The organism is Streptomyces sp. SID14478 (assembly GCF_010548525.1).
Taxonomy (GTDB): Bacteria; Actinomycetota; Actinomycetes; order Streptomycetales; family Streptomycetaceae; genus Streptomyces.
Map to the genome: position 1 here is coordinate 1 of NZ_JAAGMG010000515.1, position 21,039 is coordinate 21,039.

At 69.9% G+C, this 21,039-nt stretch carries 21 protein-coding genes and 1 pseudogene; 15 read left to right on the forward strand and 7 right to left on the reverse strand.

Features of this window, described 5'->3' with window-relative positions:
- The 6 genes and pseudogenes from G3I40_RS47180 to pstB all read left to right on the forward strand — a co-directional run.
- Positions 1-147 (forward strand): annotated as a pseudogene (locus G3I40_RS47180) (metal-binding protein); the annotation flags it as partial.
- Between the two features lie 22 nt (positions 148-169).
- Positions 170-625: an NUDIX hydrolase gene (locus G3I40_RS16540; protein WP_164302915.1), complete on the forward strand. Its 456-nt coding sequence runs from the start codon at positions 170-172 to the stop codon at positions 623-625.
- A 249-nt stretch (positions 626-874) separates the two neighbouring features.
- Complete coding sequence (pstS, locus tag G3I40_RS16545) at positions 875-2,008, forward strand: phosphate ABC transporter substrate-binding protein PstS (RefSeq protein ID WP_164302916.1); 1,134 nt, start codon at positions 875-877, stop codon at positions 2,006-2,008.
- A gap of 111 nt (positions 2,009-2,119) precedes the next feature.
- Entirely contained in the window at positions 2,120-3,121 is a 1,002-nt protein-coding gene (gene pstC / locus G3I40_RS16550; protein ID WP_164302917.1) for a phosphate ABC transporter permease subunit PstC, read from the forward strand.
- Positions 3,118-4,188: a phosphate ABC transporter permease PstA gene (gene pstA, locus G3I40_RS16555; RefSeq protein ID WP_164302918.1), complete on the forward strand. Its 1,071-nt coding sequence runs from the start codon at positions 3,118-3,120 to the stop codon at positions 4,186-4,188. Before pstC ends, pstA begins: the two co-directional genes overlap by 4 nt.
- A 40-nt stretch (positions 4,189-4,228) precedes the next feature.
- The gene (gene pstB, locus G3I40_RS16560; RefSeq protein ID WP_164302919.1) at positions 4,229-5,005 is read left to right on the forward strand and encodes a phosphate ABC transporter ATP-binding protein PstB; all 777 of its coding nucleotides are present in this window, start codon (positions 4,229-4,231) and stop codon (positions 5,003-5,005) included.
- A 110-nt stretch (positions 5,006-5,115) separates the two neighbouring features.
- Here pstB and G3I40_RS16565 read toward each other — a convergent pair whose 3' ends face one another.
- Entirely contained in the window at positions 5,116-6,114 is a 999-nt protein-coding gene (locus G3I40_RS16565) for an inorganic phosphate transporter (protein WP_164302920.1), read from the reverse strand.
- Positions 6,115-6,123: 9 nt separating this feature from the next.
- On the reverse strand, positions 6,124-6,744 hold the full coding sequence (locus tag G3I40_RS16570; RefSeq protein ID WP_164302921.1) for a DUF47 family protein: 621 nt from the start codon (positions 6,742-6,744) through the stop codon (positions 6,124-6,126).
- Positions 6,745-6,947: 203 nt separating this feature from the next.
- Between G3I40_RS16570 and G3I40_RS16575 the strand changes: the two genes are divergently transcribed.
- Positions 6,948-7,292 carry a metal-sensitive transcriptional regulator gene (locus G3I40_RS16575; protein WP_164302922.1) on the forward strand — a complete coding sequence of 115 codons (345 nt, stop codon included), beginning with the start codon at positions 6,948-6,950 and terminating at the stop codon, positions 7,290-7,292.
- A 47-nt stretch (positions 7,293-7,339) separates the two neighbouring features.
- On the opposite strand, the gene G3I40_RS16580 is transcribed toward G3I40_RS16575, so the two are convergent.
- Positions 7,340-7,525 (reverse strand): hypothetical protein, encoded by a 186-nt coding sequence (locus tag G3I40_RS16580; protein ID WP_164302923.1) that lies wholly within the window; start codon positions 7,523-7,525, stop codon positions 7,340-7,342.
- Positions 7,526-7,631: 106 nt separating this feature from the next.
- Positions 7,632-8,480, reverse strand: a complete 849-nt coding sequence (locus G3I40_RS16585; protein ID WP_164302924.1) for a hypothetical protein — start codon at positions 8,478-8,480, stop codon at positions 7,632-7,634.
- Between the two features lie 117 nt (positions 8,481-8,597).
- On the opposite strand from G3I40_RS16585, the gene G3I40_RS46470 reads away from it, so the two are divergent.
- Entirely contained in the window at positions 8,598-8,747 is a 150-nt protein-coding gene (locus tag G3I40_RS46470; RefSeq protein WP_203644192.1) for a hypothetical protein, read from the forward strand.
- Between the two features lie 79 nt (positions 8,748-8,826).
- Positions 8,827-10,401, forward strand: coding sequence for an FAD-binding oxidoreductase (locus G3I40_RS16590; protein ID WP_164302925.1), 1,575 nt, complete (start codon positions 8,827-8,829; stop codon positions 10,399-10,401).
- A gap of 347 nt (positions 10,402-10,748) precedes the next feature.
- Here G3I40_RS16590 and G3I40_RS16595 read toward each other — a convergent pair whose 3' ends face one another.
- Positions 10,749-11,465 carry a phosphatase PAP2 family protein gene (locus G3I40_RS16595; RefSeq protein ID WP_164302926.1) on the reverse strand — a complete coding sequence of 239 codons (717 nt, stop codon included), beginning with the start codon at positions 11,463-11,465 and terminating at the stop codon, positions 10,749-10,751.
- A gap of 177 nt (positions 11,466-11,642) precedes the next feature.
- Positions 11,643-12,653 (reverse strand): bifunctional lytic transglycosylase/C40 family peptidase, encoded by a 1,011-nt coding sequence (locus G3I40_RS16600; protein WP_164302938.1) that lies wholly within the window; start codon positions 12,651-12,653, stop codon positions 11,643-11,645.
- Positions 12,654-12,967: 314 nt separating this feature from the next.
- On the opposite strand from G3I40_RS16600, the gene G3I40_RS16605 reads away from it, so the two are divergent.
- From G3I40_RS16605 to G3I40_RS16630, 6 genes are all read left to right on the forward strand, one after another.
- A complete protein-coding gene (locus tag G3I40_RS16605) occupies positions 12,968-13,276 on the forward strand; it encodes a hypothetical protein (RefSeq protein ID WP_018527881.1) in 309 nt (102 codons plus the stop codon).
- A gap of 212 nt (positions 13,277-13,488) precedes the next feature.
- Positions 13,489-14,307, forward strand: a complete 819-nt coding sequence (locus G3I40_RS16610; RefSeq protein ID WP_164302927.1) for a hypothetical protein — start codon at positions 13,489-13,491, stop codon at positions 14,305-14,307.
- Positions 14,297-15,661 carry a hypothetical protein gene (locus G3I40_RS16615; RefSeq protein ID WP_164302928.1) on the forward strand — a complete coding sequence of 455 codons (1,365 nt, stop codon included), beginning with the start codon at positions 14,297-14,299 and terminating at the stop codon, positions 15,659-15,661. The genes G3I40_RS16610 and G3I40_RS16615 overlap by 11 nt, the downstream gene beginning before the upstream one ends.
- Positions 15,658-17,217, forward strand: coding sequence for an SCO6880 family protein (locus tag G3I40_RS16620; protein WP_164302929.1), 1,560 nt, complete (start codon positions 15,658-15,660; stop codon positions 17,215-17,217). Before G3I40_RS16615 ends, G3I40_RS16620 begins: the two co-directional genes overlap by 4 nt.
- Before the next feature lie 73 nt (positions 17,218-17,290).
- Positions 17,291-18,706: an ATP-binding protein gene (locus tag G3I40_RS16625; RefSeq protein ID WP_164302930.1), complete on the forward strand. Its 1,416-nt coding sequence runs from the start codon at positions 17,291-17,293 to the stop codon at positions 18,704-18,706.
- Between the two features lie 2 nt (positions 18,707-18,708).
- Positions 18,709-20,295, forward strand: coding sequence for a TraM recognition domain-containing protein (locus tag G3I40_RS16630; protein ID WP_164302939.1), 1,587 nt, complete (start codon positions 18,709-18,711; stop codon positions 20,293-20,295).
- A gap of 26 nt (positions 20,296-20,321) precedes the next feature.
- On the opposite strand, the gene G3I40_RS16635 is transcribed toward G3I40_RS16630, so the two are convergent.
- Positions 20,322-20,978: a TetR/AcrR family transcriptional regulator gene (locus tag G3I40_RS16635; protein ID WP_164302931.1), complete on the reverse strand. Its 657-nt coding sequence runs from the start codon at positions 20,976-20,978 to the stop codon at positions 20,322-20,324.
- Positions 20,979-21,039 lie beyond the last annotated feature (61 nt).

A 21,039-nucleotide genomic window follows, 5' to 3' on the forward strand; every position in this document is an offset into this window, starting at 1 on the left:
GCCGCGCACGCGGCCCGCACCCCCCGCATCGCCCCGGCCACGGCCTACGCCCTCGGCGTGCTCCACGCCGACCAGCGCCATCAGGTGGAGGCCGCGAGGAATGCGTTCCGGCAGGCATGGCAGCGCGAGGCGGTGGGCACCCCGTGAGCGGCGCGAGGAGGACCACGACATGAACGAGACCATCCGTGCGGCGGGCTGCGTGCTGTGGCGCCGGTCGGGGCCGTACGAGGGCGAGCTCTCGTACAAGGGCGGTGGTGGGCGCTGGGTGGCGGACGGCCTGGAGATCTGCCTCGTCCACCGCCCCAAGTACGACGACTGGTCGCACCCCAAGGGCAAGCTGAAGCGCGGCGAGGAGCCGCTGGCCGGCGCCCTGCGCGAGGTACGGGAGGAAACCGGCCACACGTGCACGCCGGGGGCCGTGCTGCCCACGGTCCGTTATGTCGTGGGCGGACGCCCCAAGAAGGTCGACTACTGGGCGGCCGAGGCGGACCACGGCACGTTCACCGCGAACCGCGAGGTCGACCGCATCGTGTGGCTCCCGCCGGTCGCGGCCCGCGACAGGCTCACCCAGCCCCGCGACCGCAAACTGGTCGACGCGCTGCTCGACGCCCTGCACATGGCCTGACACGGTCTGTCGCGATACGACCGACCTGACGTAATCGGTCCGTGACCTCACCACACCGCCTGCTTAGGTTCACCCTGCGTTCACTCACGGCCATCGGTCGCTTCACCTGATCTGCTTAATTTCGGCCTTACGCGGTGAGCCCCCGTGACGGGGACCAGCCTCACCGTTCACCGGAAACATCCGCAGATCCCCGCACGCCGCCACAGCAATGCAGAAGAGGCCGGCGGCTCCTGGAAGGAACATCCGAAGGTGAAGCTTCAGCGCAAGAACCGGCTCCGCGCCCTCTCCCTCGGCGCTCTCGCCGTCTCCGGCGCCCTGGCCCTCACGGCGTGCGGCTCCGACGACACCGGCAGCACCAGCGGCGGTGGCGACTCCAGCGCGACCGCCAAGGCCGGCGACATCAAGTGCGACGACGCCAAGGGCCAGCTCCTCGGCATCGGCTCCTCCGCCCAGGCCAACGCGGTCGACGCCTGGCGCCAGGCCTACTCGCAGGCCTGCTCGGGCGTGCAGGTCAACTACAAGCCCGACGGATCGGGCGCCGGTGTCACGGCGTTCAACCAGGGCCAGGTCGCCTTCGCCGGTTCCGACTCGGCGCTCAAGCCCGAAGAGGTCACCGCCTCCAAGAAGGTCTGCTCCGGCGGCCAGGGCATCGACCTGCCGATGGTCGGCGGCCCGATCGCCGTCGCGTTCAACCTGGACGGCGTCGACAGCCTCGTCCTGGACGCGCCGACCCTCGCCAAGATCTTCAACTCGGAGATCACGAAGTGGAACGACCCGGCGATCGCCAAGCTGAACCCGGGCGCGAAGCTCCCCTCCACCAAGATCCAGCCGTACCACCGCTCGGACGAGTCCGGCACCACGGACAACTTCACCAAGTACCTGAAGGCCGCGGCCCCGAGCAACTGGAAGTACGAGGGCGGCAAGGCCTGGCAGGCCAAGGGCGGCCAGTCGGCCACCGGCTCGGCCGGTGTGGCCGCGGGCGTCAAGCAGACCGCCGGCGCCATCGGTTACATGGAGCTGTCGTACGCCAAGGACGGCGTGAAGACGGTGGACATCGACACGGGCGCGTCGGCCCCGGTCAAGGCCACCACGGAGAACGCCTCCAAGGCGATCGCCGACGCCAAGGTCGTCGGCACCGGCAACGACCTCGCCCTGGAGCTGAACTACGCGACCAAGGCCGACGGCGCCTACCCGATCACCCTGGTCACGTACGAGATCGTCTGCGACAAGGGCAACAAGTCCGACACCCTGGCCGCGACCAAGTCCTTCCTGACCTACACGGCCTCCGACGCCGGTCAGGCGGCCCTCTCCGACCTGGGCTACGCGCCGATCCCGACCGAGATCAACGCGAAGGTCCGCACGGCCATCGCGAGCATCAGCTGATCCCCGCGTGCGGGTCACCCGGCAACGGGTGGCCCGCACCGTCCGGTGCACCGCCGCCAGAAGCCCCGACTCCCTCACCGGACACGGGACTTCGCAGACCGGAGAATCCCCATGGACATCACTGCGCAATCCCCACCCGCGCCACCCGCGCGCCCGACCTCGCCGCAGCAGAAGCGCGCCGCCCGCGGAGCCACCCGCCCCGGTGACCGGATCTTCCTCGGTCTCTCGCGCGGCTCGGGCATCCTGCTGCTGGTCATCATGGCCGCCATCGCGGTCTTCCTCACCTACCGCGCCTCGCTGGTCCTCTCGAAGAACGAGGGCAACTTCCTCACCACCTTCGAGTGGAACGCGACCGCGACGCCCCCCGTCTTCGGCATCGCCGTCCTCGCCTTCGGCACGATCGTCACCTCGATCATCGCCATGCTGATCGCGGTCCCCGTCGCCGTCGGCATCGCGCTCTTCCTGACGCACTACGCGCCGAAGAAGCTGAGCGGCCTGATCGCCTACGTCATCGACCTGCTGGCCGCCGTGCCGTCCATCGTGTACGGCCTGTGGGGCGCCATGTTCCTGGTGCCGCACATGGAGGGCGTCTTCGCCTGGCTCGACGACTACTTCGGCTGGACCGGCATCTTCGCCTGGCAGGGCGGCGCCCCGCGCACCCTGCTCACCGTAGGCATCCTGCTGGCCATCATGATCCTGCCGATCATCACGAACGTCTCCCGCGAGGTCTTCCGACAGGCCCCCCTGATGCACCAGGAGGCGGCCCTCGCGCTCGGCGCGACCCGCTGGGAGGTCATCCGCATGTCGGTGCTGCCCTTCGGCCGCTCCGGCGTGATCTCCGCGTCGATGCTCGGCCTCGGCCGCGCGCTCGGCGAGACGATGGCCGTCGCCACGGTCCTCTCCCCCGACTTCCTGATCCACGCCAGCCTGCTCGACCCGGGCGGCGGCACGTTCGCCCAGAACATCGCCGCGAAGTTCTCCGAGGCCAACGACCAGGGGCGCGACGCCCTGATCGCCTCGGGTCTGGTCCTCTTCGTCATCACGCTGCTGGTCAACGGCGCCGCCCGGCTGATCATCGCCCGCCGCAAGGAGTACTCGGGGGCCAACGCATGAGCCACGCGACCGCACCCGCGCCCATCAAGCGCCCCTCGTCCCTGAGCGCCGCCCGGCTGCCCCGCTGGTCCCCCTGGGCCATCGCCATCGGCTCCGCCGCCGCGGGCTGCGCCATCGGCCTCGGCGCCGGGCTGAGCAGCCGCATCCAGTGGGGCCTGCTCGCCGCGATCCTCTTCGTCCTCGTCACCTACGGGCTCGCCGCCCGCGTCGAGGGCACGCGCCAGGCCAAGGACCGGGTCGCGACCAGCATCGTCTGGGTCGCGTTCCTCCTCGCCGTGATCCCGCTCGCCTCCCTCGTCTACGAGACGGTGCAGCGCGGCATCAAGGTCCTCGACCCGTACTTCCTGTCCCACTCGATGGGCTTCGTCACCGCCTACCAGCCCGGCGGCGGCATCTACCACGCGATCCTCGGCACCCTGGAGCAGGTCGGCCTCGCCACCCTGATCTCGGTACCGATCGGCCTGCTCACGGCGATCTACCTGGTGGAGTACGGCCGCGGCAAGCTGGCGAAGGCCGTCACGTTCTTCGTCGACGTCATGACGGGCATCCCGTCGATCGTCGCGGGCCTGTTCATCCTGAGCTTCTGGATCCTGATCCTCGGCTTCGGCTACTCCGGCTTCGCGGGTTCGATGGCCCTGTCCATCCTGATGATCCCGGTCGTGGTCCGCTCCACCGAGGAGATGCTCAAGCTCGTCCCGAACGAGCTGCGCGAGGCCTCCCTCGCCCTCGGCATCCCGAAGTGGCGCACCATCCTCAAGGTCGTCCTGCCGACGTCGATCGGCGGCATCACGACCGGCGTGATGCTGGCGGTCGCCCGCATCGCCGGCGAGACGGCCCCGGTGCTGCTGCTGGTCTTCGGCAACCCGCTGATCAACACCAACCCGTTCGACGGCCCGCAGGCCTCGCTGCCGCTGTACATCTACCAGCAGTACGCGAGCAGCGGCGGCAGCGAAGCGGCGTACGACCGCGCCTGGGCCGCGGCCCTGGTGCTGATCGCCTTCATCATGATCCTCAATCTCGTGGCTCGCGGCATCGCCCGCTGGAAGGCCCCGAAGTCCGGTCGCTGACGCGGCCATACGTAGCGACGCAATCGGAAGTGAACCAGTCATGGCCAAGCGAATCGATGTCAGCGGACTGACCGCCTACTACAGCTCCCACAAGGCCATCGAGGACATCTCGATGACCGTCGAGCCCCGTTCGGTGACGGCCTTCATCGGCCCCTCGGGCTGCGGCAAGTCGACGTTCCTGCGCACCCTCAACCGGATGCACGAGGTCACCCCCGGCGGCCGCGTCGAGGGCAAGGTCCTCCTCGACGACGAGGACCTGTACGGCACCCACATCGACCCGGTCGCCGTGCGCCGCACGGTCGGCATGGTCTTCCAGCGCCCGAACCCCTTCCCCACGATGTCGATCTTCGACAACGTGGCGGCGGGCCTGAAGCTCAACGGCACGTACAAGAAGTCCGAGCTGAGCGACGTCGTCGAGAAGTCGCTCAAGGGCGCCAACCTCTGGAACGAGGTCAAGGACCGCCTGAACAAGCCCGGCTCCGGCCTGTCCGGCGGTCAGCAGCAGCGGCTGTGCATCGCCCGGGCGATCGCGGTCCAGCCGGACGTCCTGCTGATGGACGAGCCGTGCTCGGCCCTCGACCCGATCTCGACCCTCGCCATCGAGGACCTGATCGGCGAGCTCAAGGAGCAGTTCACGATCGTCATCGTGACGCACAACATGCAGCAGGCGGCCCGCGTCTCGGACCGCACCGCGTTCTTCAACCTCTCGGCGGTCGGCCAGCCCGGCAAGCTCATAGAGATCGACGAGACGGAGCGCATCTTCTCCAACCCGTCGGTCCAGGCCACGGAGGACTACATCTCGGGCCGCTTCGGCTGAGCCGGACCCCGGCGCCCCCCGACCCCTCGTGGCGCTGCATGGCGGTGCCGCCACGAGGAAAGAGAGAAGGCCCGCCCCCTCGCAGGGGGCGGGCCTTCGCTCGTGCGCGCTTATCCGAAGGCCAGCCAGATGACCCCGTACGACGCGGCGGCGACGAGTCCCGCCGCCGGCATCGTGATGAACCATCCGATGACGATGTTCTTGGCGACGCCCCAGCGCACGGCGTTCACACGCTTGGTCGCGCCGACGCCCATGATCGCCGAGGTGATGACGTGCGTCGTCGAGATCGGCGCGTGGAACAGGAACGCCGAGCCGAACATGATCGAGGCGCCGGTCGCCTCCGCCGCGAAGCCCTGCGGCGGGTCCAGCTCGATGATCTTCCGGCCGAGGGTCCGCATGATGCGCCAGCCGCCCGCGTACGTACCGAGCGACAGCATCACGGCGCAGACGAGCTTGACCCAGACGGGGATCGCGTCGCTGTAGCTCTCGTTGCCGGAGATGACCAGGGCCATGACCACGACGCCCATGGCCTTCTGCGCGTCCTGCAGACCGTGGCCGAGCGCCATGCCGGCCGCCGAGACGGTCTGCGCGATGCGGAAACCGCGCTTGGCCTTGTGCGGGTTGGAGCGCCGGAAGAGCCACATGATGAGGGTCATCACGAGGTAACCGACGACGAGTCCGATCACCGGCGAGGTGAACATCGGGATGACGATCTTCTCGAGCACCCCGGACCAGTACACGGTGGTGCCCCCGGCGAGCGCCGCGCCGACCATGCCGCCGAACAGCGCGTGCGACGAGGACGACGGCAGCCCGAAGTACCAGGTGATGAGGTTCCACACGATCGCGCCGGCGAGCGCGGCGAACAGGATCCCCATGCCCTTCTGGCCCTCGGGCGTCGCGATGATGCCCTCACTGACCGTCTTGGCGACGCCGCTGCCGAGGAAGGCACCGGCGAGGTTCATCACCGCGGCCATGGCGAGTGCCGCACGAGGCGTCAGCGCACGCGTGGAGACCGAGGTCGCGATCGCGTTCGCGGAGTCGTGGAAGCCGTTCGTGTACGTGAATCCGAGCGCGACGCCGATCGTCACGATCAGGGTGAAGGTGTCCATGAGCCGGCCTCAGGACTCCTTCACGGCGATGGTCTCCACCGTGTTGGCCACGTGCTCGAAGGCGTCGGCCGCCTCTTCCAGCACATCGACGATCTGCTTCAGCTTCAGGACTTCCATGGCGTCGTACTTGCCGTTGAAGAGCTGGGCGAGCAGCTTGCGGTGGATCTGGTCCGCCTGGTTCTCCAGCCGGTTGACCTCGATCCAGTACTCGGTGAGGTTGTCCATGGTGCGCAGGTTCGGCATGGCCTCGGCGGTCAGTTCCGCCGCCCGGGCCAGCACCTCGATCTGCTGCTCCACGCCCTTGGGAAGCTCCTCGACCTGGTAGAGGACGACCAGGTCGACGGCCTCCTCCATGAAGTCCATGATGTCGTCGAGGGACGACGCGAGGTTGTAGATGTCCTCGCGGTCGAACGGCGTGATGAACGAGGAGTTCAGTTGGTGGAAGATCGCGTGGGTGGCGTCGTCACCGGCGTGTTCGGCTGCCCGCATCCGCTCCGCGATCTCGGCCCGGGCGGAGGAATCCGCCCCGAGCAGTTCCATCAGGAGCCTCGAGCCCGTGACGATGTTGTCCGCGGATGCGGCGAACATGTCGTAGAAGCTCGTCTCCCTGGGGGTCAGACGAAAGCGCACGTGGGGTCCTCGGGGTGCTTTGGATTCGGTCAGGCTGATGCTAGGCGCATCATCCGGCCACGGCTAACCGGCGTTCCCCCAGTGTCGCCCATCAGGCACAGTGATCAGCACGGGGTCCCGCGTACCGGCCGGGGGCGGGCGAAATCCGGTACCATATACCCACTGGGGGTATATGGACGCATGACAACGGGAGGTCGGACACGATGACCACGGACGCGACGCGCGCAGAACCCACGGCCGAGATCGTGACCGACCACGACCGCGGCATCCACGGGTACCACCATCAGAAGGACGAGCACCTCAAGCGCCTTCGCCGCATCGAGGGCCAGATCCGCGGCCTGCAGCGGATGGTCGACGAGGACGTCTACTGCATCGACATACTCACGCAGGTGTCCGCCTCCACGAAGGCCCTGCAGTCCTTCGCGCTCCAGCTCCTGGAGGAGCACCTGCGGCACTGCGTCGCGGACGCCGCGGTCAAGGGCGGCGAAGAGATCGACGCGAAGGTCGAAGAGGCCACGAAGGCGATCGCCCGCCTGCTGCGTACCTGACGGAGGTGCCCGGGCGCGGACGCCGGCCCGGGACCTGGTCCTCGCGTTCAGTCCTCGCCGTCGGAGCTGCCGGGCGACGCCTCGGCGACCCGCAGCACCTCGTCGATCCGGTCCGCGCTGAGCCGTCCCTCGGAGACGGCGGACGCGGCGATGATCAACTCACCGCACAGTTCGATCTCGGCGAGGGCGACGTGGTCCTGAACCGCCGTACCACCAACGGGAGCCACGTTCATCACCTCTTCCAGCCATCGGGTCGACTTCCCAGAGTAGGGAGCGCCCTACGGACCGCGCATGGCACGGAAGAACCATTTCCTGGGCCCGACAGGACCCCCCGCTCCGTTACTTCCGGACCTGCTGCTCGGCGACCTTGCCCGCGAAGATGTCCTTCTTCCGCGGGAGCCGCACGCTCGCCTGCTTCCCGAATCCGGACAGAAGAGTCGTCGAGGCGACCGCGACGTCCTTCTTCTGCTGTGCGTTGGCGAAGCTGAAGCGGTGGCGGACCTTACGGAGGAGGCCCTCGTCGTCGAGGTACACGTCGAACGGCACCGGCGCCCCGCCGAACCCTTTCGCCGCCGCCGCGAGCGCACCCTTGTTCCCCGCGGAAGCGGCCTGCGCGGCCGCGCCGAGCGCGATGGTCCCCTTGTAGTGCCGGGTGGCCACGCCCCCGACCTCGCTCGTGCCGACGTACGTCACCGCACGCGCCCCGCGCAGCAGTTCGGCCGCCGCGAGGGGGTCGGTGGCGCCGCCCGTGACCAGATTGCCGTCCGTCAGGGACGCGGTCTCGACCCGCACCCACTTGTCGGCGGGCACGCCCGCGCCCCGGTTCTTCATGAACAGGGCGCCGGGGGCGAGGAGTTCGGTGATCGGCCGGTGTTCGTCGGCGCCGGCCGGGTCCGGCGGCAGCTGCACCCTCAGCTCGCCGACGCCCTTGCGGTAGTCGTAGACGCCCTCGCCGCGGATCGTGACCCGCGTGCCGCCGCTGGCCATCTCCATCGACGTACGCGCCTGGGAACTGCCCTCGCGGACCAGCCGGTCGGCGGCCTGGCGCACCAGCCGCGTCGGATCATCTCCGTTGCGGTCACCGGCCTCGGCCCCGCCGCCACAGCCTGCGGCACCCGCCATGATTCCCGCCACGGCGACGGCCGCCGCCGCTCTGCTCACCGGGCGCCCGTGCTGCTGCACCACCATCGCTTGTCTACCCCCAAGCCTGTCCCGTGCGTCGTTCGGTTAACGACGAGTAGGGGAGCCCGTCACGCGAACGGGGGGTTTACATGAGCGTTCACATAGGGCCGCTACCGTGAGCAGGTGGCGCAACAGCAGCATCAGCACGCGACGACCGTCGAGGAGCAGGGCCGGTTCTGCCTGGCCCGGTGCACCTGCGGCTGGCACGGCCCGGCACGCAGGGCACGCAGCAAGGCCCGATCGGACGCCGAGGCACATCTGCGGTCCGCCTGACGAGACGCACGGGGAACCCGTTGCTCCGCCCTCACGTCTCGTACCCGGGAAGCACCAAGTGACCCGAGGGAGACACGGCATGCAGCGGCGTACGTTCCTGGCGGCCTCGGCGGCCGCGCTCACCGCGGGCGCGACGGCCGCCTGCACCTCGGGCGACGGCGCCTCGTCGTCCCCGTCGCGCGCGTCCTCGTCGCCCCCGGTCCGCTCCTCCAGCGCGAGCGCCGGCCCGACCGCGAGCGCCGCGGCGAACCTGGACGCGCTGGCCAAGGACCTCGACGGCTCCCTGGTCCGCCCCGGCCAGTCGGCCTGGGCCGCGGCCCGCCAGCTCTACAACACCCGCTTCGACGACCTGAAGCCGACCGCGGTGGCGTACGTCGCCGGGCCCGACGACATCCGCACGGCCCTCGCGTACGCCCGCGCCCGCAAGGTCCCGGTCGCCATCCGCAACGGCGGCCACTCGTACGCGGGCTGGTCCTCCGGCGACGGCCGGCTGATCCTCGACGTGTCCCGCCTGAAGTCGGTCCGCGCCTCGGGCGGCGAGGCGGTCGTCGGCGCGGGCGCCAAACTCATCGACGTCTACCGGGCGTTGGCCGCGAAGAACGCGACCATACCCGCGGGCTCCTGCCCCACGGTCGGCGTCTCGGGGCTCACCCTCGGCGGCGGCCACGGAGTGGTCTCCCGGGCGTACGGCCTGACCTGCGACAGCCTGACCGGCGCCACGCTGGTCACCGCGGACGGCAAGCAGCTGACCGCCGACGCCTCGACGAACAAGGAGCTGTTCTGGGCCCTGCGGGGCGCGGGCAACGGCCAGTTCGGCGTGGTCACCGAGCTCCGCTTCAGGACGCACCCGGCGCCGCAGGGCGTCTCCGCGTACCTGACCTGGCCCTGGTCGAAGGCGGCGACGGTCCTCAAGGCCTGGCAGCGGTGGGGCCCCGACCAGCCCGACGAGACCTGGTCGTCGCTGCACGTGGCCAACGCGGCGGGCGGCCGCCCCACGATCTCCGTCGCCGCCTTCTCCCTCGGCAGCTACACCGAGCTCCAGAACGCGGTCGACCGGCTCGCCGACGGCCCCGGCGGCCCGGGTGCGGCCACCTCGGTCTCGCTCAAGCGCCGCTCGTACGAGGAGTCGATGGAGATCTACGCGGGCTGCTCGGCCTTCTCCTCCGACGCCCAGTGCCACCTCCCCGGCGCCACCCCGGGCCGCTCCCCGCAGGGCGCGCTGCAACGCGAGACGTACGCGGCGCACTCGGACTTCTTCGACCGCTCCCTGTCGGACGCGGGCGTGCGCGCCCTGCTGCAGCAGATCGAGACGGTGACGGCGGGCTCCGGGTCCATCGCCTTCACGGCGCTCGGCGGCGCGATCAACCGGGTCGACCCGACGGCGACGGCGTTCGTCCACCGCCGCTCGCGGATGCTCGCGCAGTACATCGTGTCGTGGCGGCCGGGCACATCCGGGGCATCGGCCCGCGGCTGGCTGAAAAAGGCCCACACGGCGATGGGCCCGTACGCGTCCGGGGCCGCGTACCAGAACTACACGGACGCGACCCTGACGGACTGGAAGAAGGCGTACTACGGCGCCGCGGCCGACCGCCTGACGAAGGTGAAGAAGACGTACGACCCGTCAGGATTCTTCAGCTTCCCGCAGTCCCTCTGAGCAGACCCGCCGAGCAGCCCCCGCGAGCAGTCCTTCCGGGCTGCCGGGAGGGGCGGAGAAGAGGGCGGGGCGGGGCCGGAGAGGGGAACCCCCACCCCGTATGGACCACGCGACACGCCCTCGGGTGGCCCAGAACCCCGGCCGGGGTTGCGCTGAGTCCATGAACACTCCCCGAATAGTCGCGGCCACCGCGGCCACCGCAGCCGTCCTCACCCTGGGCGCCGCCACGGCGTCCGCCCTTGACGACGGATCAGACCACGCGGAGGCGGGCCCGCTCGCGGCGGCCTCCGCCGGCGTCGCGCTCGCGGCCGGCACCACCGGCCTCGTCCTGGCCCACGGCGAGCGGACTAAGCGGCAAGATCCCGCTCCTCGTCGGAGCCGGACGAGCCCCGTGCCTCAGGAAGCTCCACCGCTCCCGGAGCCGGCACCGCACTAGGCGACCACACCAGCCACGCGACACGGGACCGCCCGACCGCCCTGGCCACCGGCGTCAGCAGCGCGGACGCGAGCGGCGACAGCAGCAGCGCCACGGCCGTGCCCAGGGCGAACCCGCCGACGACGTCGGTCGGGTAGTGCACGCCCATGAAGACCCGGCAGAAGCCCTCGACGACGGCGAGCCCGATCCCGACGAAGCCGAGCTTGCGGTGGGCGACGAAGAGGGCGGCACCCATCGCCATGGCCAGCGTCGCGTGGTCGCTGACGAACGAGAAGTCGTTCTTCCCGTCGATCAGCACATGCAGGCCGTCATGGTCCTTGAAGGGGCGCGGACGCTCCACGAAGGACCGGATCGGCACGTTCACCAGGACGGCGACGGCCGCGGCGAGCGGGGCCCACACCACGGCGGCCACGGAAGAGGCGGCGTCGTCGAGGGCGCCGCGCTTGCGCGCTCCCCACCAGCACCACAGCACGACGAGCACGAGACCGAAGAGGATCCCGTACTCACCGACGAACTCCATGCCCCGGTCGAACCAGCCGGGGGTGTCGTCCGTCAGCCCGTTGATGTCGTAGAGCAGCGAGACGTCAGGGTTGGACCCGGAACTCATCTGTGCCTCGAGTCCAGCCATAGTTCAGCGGCCCCTTCGTCTTCAGCCACCCCCGTGGTCGTTTTCCGGTTCAGCAAGAGGAACGCACGGTCCCACCTTCTACGTTCCACACTCCACCGAATGATCACGCAGACGTTATCGAAGAGAGACACGAACCCGCAGCTCAGGGCCGGGCGTTAACGGAGAGTTCAAGCCACGTCACACTTCGGGGGACTTGCTGGGCACGGCTTTCGCCCCGTCCTGCGTGACCCGCGTCGCACCGAAGTAGTCAGGCGTGTCGACCGGGTCGAACCGGATGACGGCGCCCGGCCTCGGCGCGTCGATCATGTAGCCGCCCCCGACGTAGATCCCCACGTGCCGGATCGCGCGGCTGTTGGTGAGGTCGTCGGAGAAGAACACCAGGTCGCCCGGCAGCAACTCGTCGCGCTTCGGATGCGGCCCGGCGTTGTACTGGTCGTTGGCGACGCGCGGCAGCCCCACCCCGACGGTCTCGTACGCGGCCTTGGTCAGCCCCGAGCAGTCGAACCGGCCGCCCTGATCGGCGGTCCCGTTCCCACCCCACAAGTAGGGGGTCCCCAGCTTCTTCTGCGCGTACGTGATCGCGGCCGCCGCCTGCTGCGACGGCTGCACCCGTCCCACGGGCCGCGCGAAGCTCTCCTCCAGGGTCGTGATGGTCTTCACGTAGTTCTGCGTCTCGCGGTACGGGGGGACGCCCTTGTACTTGATGACGGCGTACGACCCCGCGTTGTACGAGGCGAGCATGTTCTTGGTCGCGTCGCCGGGCACGTCCTTCACGTACGAGGCGAGCTTGCAGTCGTAGCTGGCCGCCGAGGGGATCGCGTCGTTCGGGTCCCAGATGTCGCGGTCCCCGTCCCCGTCCCCGTCGACGCCGTGCGCGGCCCAGGTACCGGAGATGAACTGCGCGATGCCGTACGCCTTGGCCGGGCTCGTGGCCTTCGGGTTGAACCCGCTCTCCTGGTAGAGCTGCGCGGCGAGCAGCGCGGGGTTGATCGCGGGGCACAGATTGCCCCACTTCTGGACGAGCGACTGGTACGCGGTCGGCACGGCGCCCTTGGCCAGCCCCACGGCACCCTGCCCGACCCCGTTGGTCAGGGAGCCGGCCGCCATGTAGGTCCCCACGACGAGCAGCGTCAGGAACCCCGTTCCCCCGGCGGCGCCCGCGCCCGCGACGATCCACGCCTTACGCACCGTCAACCGCCCTTCCTCACAAGGGACTCCAGCATAGAGGCGGGGACGCCGTCGGCAGGGGCCCCGCGACGGCCGGATCACCCCGCCCGCCGATCATTGCTCCACGTAACTCTCCGTGATACACAGAGTGACCTTACGTTCCTTCGTATACGGATCCGTCCCGCCGGCATCCCGAACACCAGGGGAACGTAGGAACTCAGCCAACGAATGGCGCCAAGTCGGCAGGCACCGGCGCCGTTCTGAGGAAGAATGAGTCTGACCTCTGCGCTGCGGCGGGGGCGAAAGAACTACCCACTTGGGGCGGTGAGTTACACATGCTGCTGGCAGCCGAAAAGGGCGACATCACGACCATTATCGGCGGGATCGCACCCGACTGGGGCCCGTTCGGGAGCCTGGGCAACGAGGCACGGGTGATGATCGAGGTGGTGATGGCGGTCGCCATCCTCCTCTGCCTGGGCATCGCGATCTGGGGCGCGGCCAAGCAACGGATCGGGGCGACGGCCCTGCGCGACACCTTCAGCGCCGAGCAGGGCAAGGGGCTGATCATCGCGGGCCTGACCGGGGTCTTCATCATCGGGTCCCTCGGCACGCTCTTCACCATCGTGTACGGCATGGCCGTCTAGCCCGGCGGCCCCCGGTCCCTTCGCCGTACGTCCTGCGGCGAAGCGCACCGTCCGACACTCCTCTACCCCACCCGTCCCGTCGTGCCCACCGGCTGAGGTTGCCACTCCCTGATGTCGAGTCACCACACCGCGCCCGCGCGGGAACCAGCACGGCTACCGTCGTATGCGGCGTGTACGACGGTTCGGCTAGAGGTTGAGGGGACGTGCGCGGAATGAGTCTCGACGACCGACAGGACGACGACCTCTACGGCGGCACCGGTCAGACCCGGACGCGGCTGCCGGAGGGGTCCGGCGGCGACGTCTACGGCGGCGCCCGCAGATCCAACCGCTCGACGTCCCGTTCCCTGGTCATGGTGGTCGGCGTCGTCGTCCTGCTGATCGCGGCGATCGCCTTCGCGAACAGGGGAGGCGACGACAGTGCCTCCGGCGAGGGCGGGAACTCCGGCGCCAAGCCGGACGCGTCCTCCACGGCCGCGACCGGCACCAAGCCGGTCGATTCGGGGTTCGCGCATGACGAGCAGGGGGTGCAGTCCGCTGCCGCGAATTACGCGGTTCAGCTTGGCTCCGCCGACATGTTCGACAAGGCGAAGCGGGATCAGATCGTCGACGCCGTCTATGCGCCCTCGGTAGCCACCGCTCGGCGGGGCGACCTCGACAAGGTGTACTCCAGCGAGGGCTTTCTGACGAGCATCGGCCTCGACAAGGACGGCCACGCCCCCAACGGCAGCACGTTCGTGTCCCGCATCATTCCGGTGGGCACGAAGACCACCGCGTTCCAGGGCGACTCGGCGACCGTCTCGATCTGGTACTCGTCCCTGTTCGGCCTGGCCGGTGAAGGCTCCAAGAATCCGGTGTCCGAGAGCTGGTACACCAACAGCTACAAGATGCGCTGGGTCAACGGCGACTGGAAGGTGTCGGACTTCACGCAGAAGGACGGCCCTGTCCCGGTCGGCCGCGACCAACGTGCCTCCACCGCTGATGACATGGCGAAGGCCGTGGAGGAGTACGGAGGGTTCACCTATGCCCGCTAGCAGCCGACGCCGCACCCTCTCCCTCGCGGCCACGGTCACTGCCGTGCAGACCGCTGCCGTCCTCATGGCGACCCGTGCCGTCGCGGCGCCCGACCCCAGTCCCTCCAACGACCCCTGCGACCTCATCCGCGGGCCGGCCAAGGCGTACTGCCAACGCGACGGCAAAAGCACCGGCGGCGGAACCAGCGGTGGCACCGGTGATCTCCCCAACGGGACCACCAACCCCCTCGACCCCCTGTCCAGCCTCGCCAAGGGCTGTGCCGACGCCGCGTCCTGGACCGTCGACAAGCTGAGCGAAGCCGTGCAGAAGACGGCTGAGGTCGACTTCACCAACGAGAAGTTCCTGCAGCAGTACGCCGTGGTGTTCGCCGCCTCGACCGTGCTGACGATCCTGCTGTGGCTGCTCGCCGTCGCCAAGCGCGCGGTGCGCGGCGTACCGCTGAGCACGGCGATCTCCGAGGCGGTGGGATTCCTCTGGCTGACCGTGCTCGCCTCGGCCTTCACCCCGCTGATCCTCTACACGGTCGTGTCCGCCGCCGACGGCGTCACCGACGTACTCGCCAAGGCGACGGGGAATCAGACGGACACGTTCTTCGGGACGTTCTCCCAGGCGCTCAAGCAGGGCAACGACATCGGCGGCGGCCCGATCATGCTGATCGTGGTGTCCCTCGTCTCGATCGTCGCCGCCGGCGTGCTGTACCTGGAGCTGTACCTGCGGGCCGTCCTGCTGTACGTCGGTGCCCTCCTCGGCGTCGTCGTGTACTCCGGGCTCGTCGACAAGAACCTGTGGGGCCACGTCCGCCGCTGGGTCGGGATCATGGTCGCCGTCATCCTGGTGAAGCCGGTCATCGTGATCGTGCTGGGGCTGGCCGGTGCGCTGTCCAGCAGCAGTGACGGGCCCGATTCGCTCGCCGCGGTCGTGTCCGGGCTCGCCATCGTGCTGCTCGCCATCTTCGCGAGCGGCATGATCTACCGCTTCGTCCCGGGCTTCGGCGACGAGATGGCCAACGTCCGCAAGAACCGGATGATGCAGGGCGCCGAGGGCAAGGCCGCTGCCGTGTTCTCCTCGCCCGCCTCGCTCGTCTCGCAGGGCATCAAGACCCACAGCAGCCGCTCGGACAGCGGAGGTCAGCAGGGCGGCGGTGCCGGCCAGGCACGGCCCTCGAACCCCGCGTCCGGCGGTGTGGCCGCGCACAGCAGTCGCCCGGCCGCCTCAGGGGGCGGCGGCGGAACTGTCCCCTCCGCCGCACCCCCGCCCCGCACCAGTCCCACGAACACCCCGCACGCGCGCAGCGATCGAGGCGGCGGTAGCAACAGCAGCAACGGCAACAAGCAAGGAGGTGCAGGGCGTTGACGACCCAGTCCCATGTGTCCCCCCAGGTCACGCCCCGCCGCACATATCTCATCGGCCGCGCCCGGCCGAACGCGATCGTCGGCAGGAACCGCGAGTCCGGCGAGATCGCCCTGATCATCGGCGGGGCGTTCCTCGGCATGATGTGCGGGCTCCTCGTCCCCGTCCTGTCGATGCGGATCCTGCTGCTGATGGGGTTCCCGCTCCTCGCGCTGGCCGCGGTCTACGTCCCGTACAAGCACCGCACGTTCTACAAGTGGTTCGAGATCAACCGGAGTTACAAGCGTTCGCTGAAGCGCGGCACCGCCTACCGCTCGCGGGCGATGGAGGCCGGGGTCCGGTTCGACGGGCGTGAGGTGGAGATCGGGCCGCCGCCGGGGATCGGGCGGCTGACCTGGCTCGCCGCGCCGTTCGGGCCGGACGAGATCGCCGTCCTGCTGCACGCGGACCGGCGGACCGTGACCGCCGCCATCGAGATCGAGGGGCCCGGCGTCGGGCTGCGCGACTCGGAGGACCAGGAGGCGCTGGTCGACCGGTTCGGGACCCTGCTCAAGCACGTCGCCAACGGGGACGGGTTCGTCACCCGGCTGCAGATGCTCGCCCGCACGCTGCCCGCCGACCCGGACGCGCACGCCAAGGACGTCGCCGTGCGCGGCGACGACCGCTCGCTGGGCTGGCTGCAGGAGTCGTACGACCAGCTGCAGTCGATGGTGTCCACCAGCAGCGAGCAGCACCGGGCCTACCTCGTGGCCTGCATGCACTTCACGCGCGAACTCGCCGCCGAGGCAAACGCCATGGCGCGGGCCACCCGCCCGAAGGCCGGCAAGAAGGTCGACCGGGACGCCGGTCTCGCCGTCGTCATGGCCCGTGAACTGACCGACATCTGCTCGCGGTTGCAGGAAGCCGACATCCGGGTGCGCCAGCCCCTCGGGCAGGGGCGGCTCGCCTCGCTCATCCACTCCATGTACGACCCGGACCACCCGATCGACCACATCCAGGCGATGACGAAGCGCAACGCCTGGCCCGCCGAGCTGGACGCCATGGAGCCGACCTACCTCCAGGCCAAGACCCGCGAGTCGTCGACGCGGGCGCCCTGGTGCCACGCCACTGCCTGGGTGAAGGAGTGGCCGATGACGCCGGTGGGCGTGAACTTCCTGGCGCCGCTGCTCGTCCACACCCCGGACGTCATCCGGACCGTCGCCGTCACCATGGATCTGGAGCCGACGGAAGTGGCCATCGAGCGGATGCTGACGGAGAAGACGAACGACGAGGCGGAGGCGTCCCGCGCCGCCAAGATGAACCGGACCGTCGACCCGCGCGACATCGCCGCCCACGGCCGGCTCGACCAGCGCGGTGAGGACCTCGCGAGCGGCGCCGCCGGGGTGAACCTCGTCGGGTACATCACCGTCTCGTCCCGCAACCCGGACTCGCTCGCCCGCGACAAGCGCACCATCCGCGCCTCGGCCGGGAAGTCGTACCTGAAGCTGGAATGGTGCGACCGCGAGCACCACCGGGCGTTCGTGAACACCTTGCCGTTCGCCACCGGCATCCGACGGTAGTCGCGTGGTCTTCGTGGTACCCGTGGTTCCCGTGGTCCTGATGTCCGACAAGGCAAGAAGGTAGGCGCTGCACATGCGGGATCCGTTGTCGCTTCTCACGGACGCCTTCACCTCCTTCCTGTTCGGGAAGGTGGAGACGACCAGGCTGCCCGTGCGCACGTCGACCGGGCAGGCCCAGGCCGTCTATCTGCCGACCGCCGCGCCGGGCCTCGGCGACTCGGGCGTGATCATCGGCCGTGAGGTGTATTCCGGCAAGGGCTACATCTACGACCCGTTCCAGCTGTACGGCCAGCAGCTCCCGGCCCCGCACTGGCTGGTCCTCGGCGAGTCCGGGAACGGCAAGTCAGCCCTCGAAAAGACGTACGTGCTGCGGCAGTTGAGGTTCCGCGACCGTCAGGTCGTGGTGCTGGACGCGCAGGGCGAGGACGGGGTCGGCGAATGGAACCTGATCGCGCAGGAGTTGGGGATAACTCCCATCCGGCTGGACCCGACCGCCGCCCTGGACATGGGGATCCGGCTCAATCCGCTCGACCCCGCGATCACGACGACCGGGCAGCTCGCGCTGTTGCGGACCATCATCGAGGTCGCCATGGGGCACGGCCTCGACGAGCGCTCGGGCTTCGCGCTGAAGGTGGCCCACGCGTACGTCAACGAGACCATCGTCGAGCGCCAGCCCGTCCTCACCGACATCGTCGAGCAGCTGCGCCACCCCGAGCCGGAGTCGGCCGAGGCGATGAACGTCGCCATAGAGGACGTACGCGCATGGGGACTCGACGTCGCGCTCGTCCTGGACCGGCTCGTCGACGGTGACCTGCGCGGCATGTTCGACGGGCCGACGACGGTCGGCATCGACCTGGACGCGCCGCTGATCGTCTTCGACCTCTCGCACATCGACCGCAACTCGATCGCGATGCCGATCCTGATGGCGATCGTGGGCGTGTGGCTGGAGCACACCTGGATCCGGCCGGACCGCAAGAAGCGCATCTTCCTCGTCGAGGAAGCCTGGCACATCATCAACTCCCCTTTCGTGGCGCAGCTGTTCCAGCGCCTGCTGAAGTTCGGGCGGCGGCTCGGCCTGTCCTTCGTCGCGGTCGTGCACCACTTGAGCGACGTGGTGGACGGGGCGGCCGCGAAGGAGGCGGCGGCGATCCTCAAGATGGCGTCCACCCGGACCATCTACGCGCAGAAGGCCGACGAGGCGAGAGCCACCGGCCGCGTGCTCGGCCTGCCGCGCTGGGCCGTCGAGATCATCCCGACGCTCACCCCGGGCATCGCGGTGTGGGACGTCAACGGCAACGTCCAAGTGGTCAAACACCTGGTCACCGAGACGGAACGCCCACTGGTCTTCACCGACCGCGCCATGACCGAGTCGTCCGCGGAGACGCTCGGTGACGATGCCCTGTACGCCGCCGAGATGGAGGCCGAGGAGCGCGCGGCGGCCTTCGTCGAGCAGCGCCTCAGCGATTCCTCCGAGTCCACGGTGGCATGACGATGCGGGACGAGCGCGGGCACGGACGCGGCCACCGCGAGGAGCGGGGCCGGGGCGGCGTCCCCGACGGCCTCCTCATCGGCATCCTGGCGTTCCTGCTGGGCATGACGGTCCTGGTGTGGTCGGCGACGGGCCTGGCGGGCCTGTTCTCCAAGGGAGCCTGGCCGGCGCATGTGACGTTCGGTCATACGCCTTTGGCCATGCGGTCGTTGATCGCGCGCCCGCACGACATCGCGGGCGCCTGGCCGAACACCCCGAAGGACCAGCTCACCGGGTACGGGCTCGTCTGGGGTCTGGTCATCGGCCAGTTGATGATCCTCGTGGTGCTCACCGTCTTCGTGGCGGGGACCGTGGCACGGTGGCGCGCGGTGCGGGCACGCGGCCCGGAGCCCGCATCCCAGCCCCAGACACGGACACCGGCGGCGGATGAGCGGCCCCGGACACAGCCGCAGCCTTCCGTGATGCACGAGGAATCCCCCACCGGGCCGGCACCCGAGTTCCGCCCCGTCGAGCCCATCGCGCCCGTCGGAGCCGTCGCGCCCGTCGAGCCCATCGCTCCCGTCGGAGCCGTCGCGCCCATCGGTGCCGTCGAGCCGGAGCCCCGACCCGCGCCCCGCCCTCAGCCCGACCCCCAAGAAGCCCTCACCCCCGTCCCCGCCCCCCGGGGCCCGCTCCTGCTGGGCCCCGCCGCGGACCGCCATCCCCTGGCTGTCCAGGCGATCCGGGACGCCGAGGGCCCCGCACTCGTCGTCACCTCCGCCCCGGACGTGTGGGCGGAGACGAAGGACGCCCGGGCCAAGCTGGGCCCGGTCCTCCTGTACGACCCGGCGCACCTGTGCGACACCCCGGCCAGAATGCACTGGAACCCGGCGGCGGGCTGTGAGGACAAGGCCATTGCGGCGACCCGCGCGGCAGCGCTCCTCGCCCCGATAAGGCCCACCGCCAAGCTGGACTCGGCGCTGGCCGACACCGCCGACACCCTGCTGCGCAGCTATCTGCACGCGGCCGCGGTCGACGGCAAACCGTTCCGCCATGTGCATCGGTGGGCCCAGGGCAGCCAGGTCCAGGACGCCGTCCGCATCCTGCGCACCAGCCAGAAGGCGGCCTCCGGCGCGGCCGGTGAACTCGAAGCCGCCCTCACCTCGCACCCCGAACGCCGGGACATGGCGCAGGAGTTGACGGCCCGCGCCCTGTCCTCGCTGTTCACCGTGCACATCCGCGAGGCCTGCACCCCGAACCGAACTGATGCGCTCACCCTGGATTCCTTCATGGATGAAGGGGGCACGCTTTATGTGGTGGGTGAAGCCATCGAGGACCCCAAGGCGCATCCCGGCGCGATGCCGCTCCTGACGGCCCTCGCCTCCAGCGTGGTCGAGCACGGCCGCCGCATGGCCGAAAGGTCATCCGCCGGCCGGCTCGACCCACCAATGACGTTCGTCCTGGACGACGTCGCGGCAGTCGCTCCTCTTCCCCAGCTTCCGGAGCTGCTGGCCACCGGGGCGGACCGGGGCATGCCGGCCCTGGCCCTGCTCCGGTCCCGGGAACAGGGCCGCAGCCGCTGGCCGGACGCCGAACTCCCCACCGTTTAGGACCTCTTGGGATCCCGAAGAACCTCTTACGCCTCTTCGGCCGCGTACAGCTTGAGGAACGCCCGCACGCCGCTCTCGATCCGCCTGTCCATCTCGGCGTCGGACATGGGCACGACCCCGAAGAACGTGTCGACGGTCACGTCACCGGCCACCAGCAGCAGCAAGTACCGCGCCGCATCCGTGGAGTTGGCGGCGTCGACGGCCAGCAGGCCCTGCGCGCCGAGCTCCACGAGCCGCTCGCGCACCGCCTCCCGCGCCGCGCGGGGGCCGGTGCGCTGCCACCCCTCGATGACGTCGGCGGGCAGATGGGCGCCCTCGGCGATGATCTGCCGGACGAGGAGCATGTGCGCGTCGTGGTCGCCGCGCGAGCCCATCCACTCCCGGGCGAAGGCGAGGAGGCCCTTCTCCACGTCCGTCACCTTGCCCAAGTGCCGCTCGATGACGGTGACGTGGGCCGCCGTGACGGCGGCGGCGCTCTCCAGCAGGGCTTCGCGGAAGAGGTTCTCCTTGCCGCCGAAGTGGTTGTAGAGCGTGCGCGTGGAGACTCCGGCCTCGGCCGCGATCTCATCGATGCCGGCACGCATGTAGCCCTCGCGCCCGAAGACCGTGCGCGCACCGCGCAGCAGCGCCTGGCGCTTCTCCACCGTGCCCTTGCGCGGCGCCGCCGCTTCCCGTCCCGCCATGTCGCACCTCCGTCCCGTCCAGCCTAGGCACAGAGACCTAGGTACAACGACCGTTGCACTG

Coding starts and splice junctions, on each gene's coding strand:
- G3I40_RS16540 (WP_164302915.1), top strand. CDS start 170: ATGAACGAGACCATCCGTGCGGCGGGCTGCGTGCTGTGGCGCCGGTCG.
- pstC (WP_164302917.1), top strand. CDS start 2,120: ATGGACATCACTGCGCAATCCCCACCCGCGCCACCCGCGCGCCCGACC.
- pstA (WP_164302918.1), top strand. CDS start 3,118: ATGAGCCACGCGACCGCACCCGCGCCCATCAAGCGCCCCTCGTCCCTG.
- pstB (WP_164302919.1), top strand. CDS start 4,229: ATGGCCAAGCGAATCGATGTCAGCGGACTGACCGCCTACTACAGCTCC.
- G3I40_RS16565 (WP_164302920.1), bottom strand. CDS start 6,114: ATGGACACCTTCACCCTGATCGTGACGATCGGCGTCGCGCTCGGATTC.
- G3I40_RS16575 (WP_164302922.1), top strand. CDS start 6,948: ATGACCACGGACGCGACGCGCGCAGAACCCACGGCCGAGATCGTGACC.
- G3I40_RS16580 (WP_164302923.1), bottom strand. CDS start 7,525: ATGAACGTGGCTCCCGTTGGTGGTACGGCGGTTCAGGACCACGTCGCC.
- G3I40_RS16585 (WP_164302924.1), bottom strand. CDS start 8,480: ATGGTGGTGCAGCAGCACGGGCGCCCGGTGAGCAGAGCGGCGGCGGCC.
- G3I40_RS16590 (WP_164302925.1), top strand. CDS start 8,827: ATGCAGCGGCGTACGTTCCTGGCGGCCTCGGCGGCCGCGCTCACCGCG.
- G3I40_RS16595 (WP_164302926.1), bottom strand. CDS start 11,465: ATGGCTGGACTCGAGGCACAGATGAGTTCCGGGTCCAACCCTGACGTC.
- G3I40_RS16605 (WP_018527881.1), top strand. CDS start 12,968: ATGCTGCTGGCAGCCGAAAAGGGCGACATCACGACCATTATCGGCGGG.
- G3I40_RS16610 (WP_164302927.1), top strand. CDS start 13,489: ATGAGTCTCGACGACCGACAGGACGACGACCTCTACGGCGGCACCGGT.
- G3I40_RS16615 (WP_164302928.1), top strand. CDS start 14,297: ATGCCCGCTAGCAGCCGACGCCGCACCCTCTCCCTCGCGGCCACGGTC.
- G3I40_RS16625 (WP_164302930.1), top strand. CDS start 17,291: ATGCGGGATCCGTTGTCGCTTCTCACGGACGCCTTCACCTCCTTCCTG.
- G3I40_RS16630 (WP_164302939.1), top strand. CDS start 18,709: ATGCGGGACGAGCGCGGGCACGGACGCGGCCACCGCGAGGAGCGGGGC.
- G3I40_RS16635 (WP_164302931.1), bottom strand. CDS start 20,978: ATGGCGGGACGGGAAGCGGCGGCGCCGCGCAAGGGCACGGTGGAGAAG.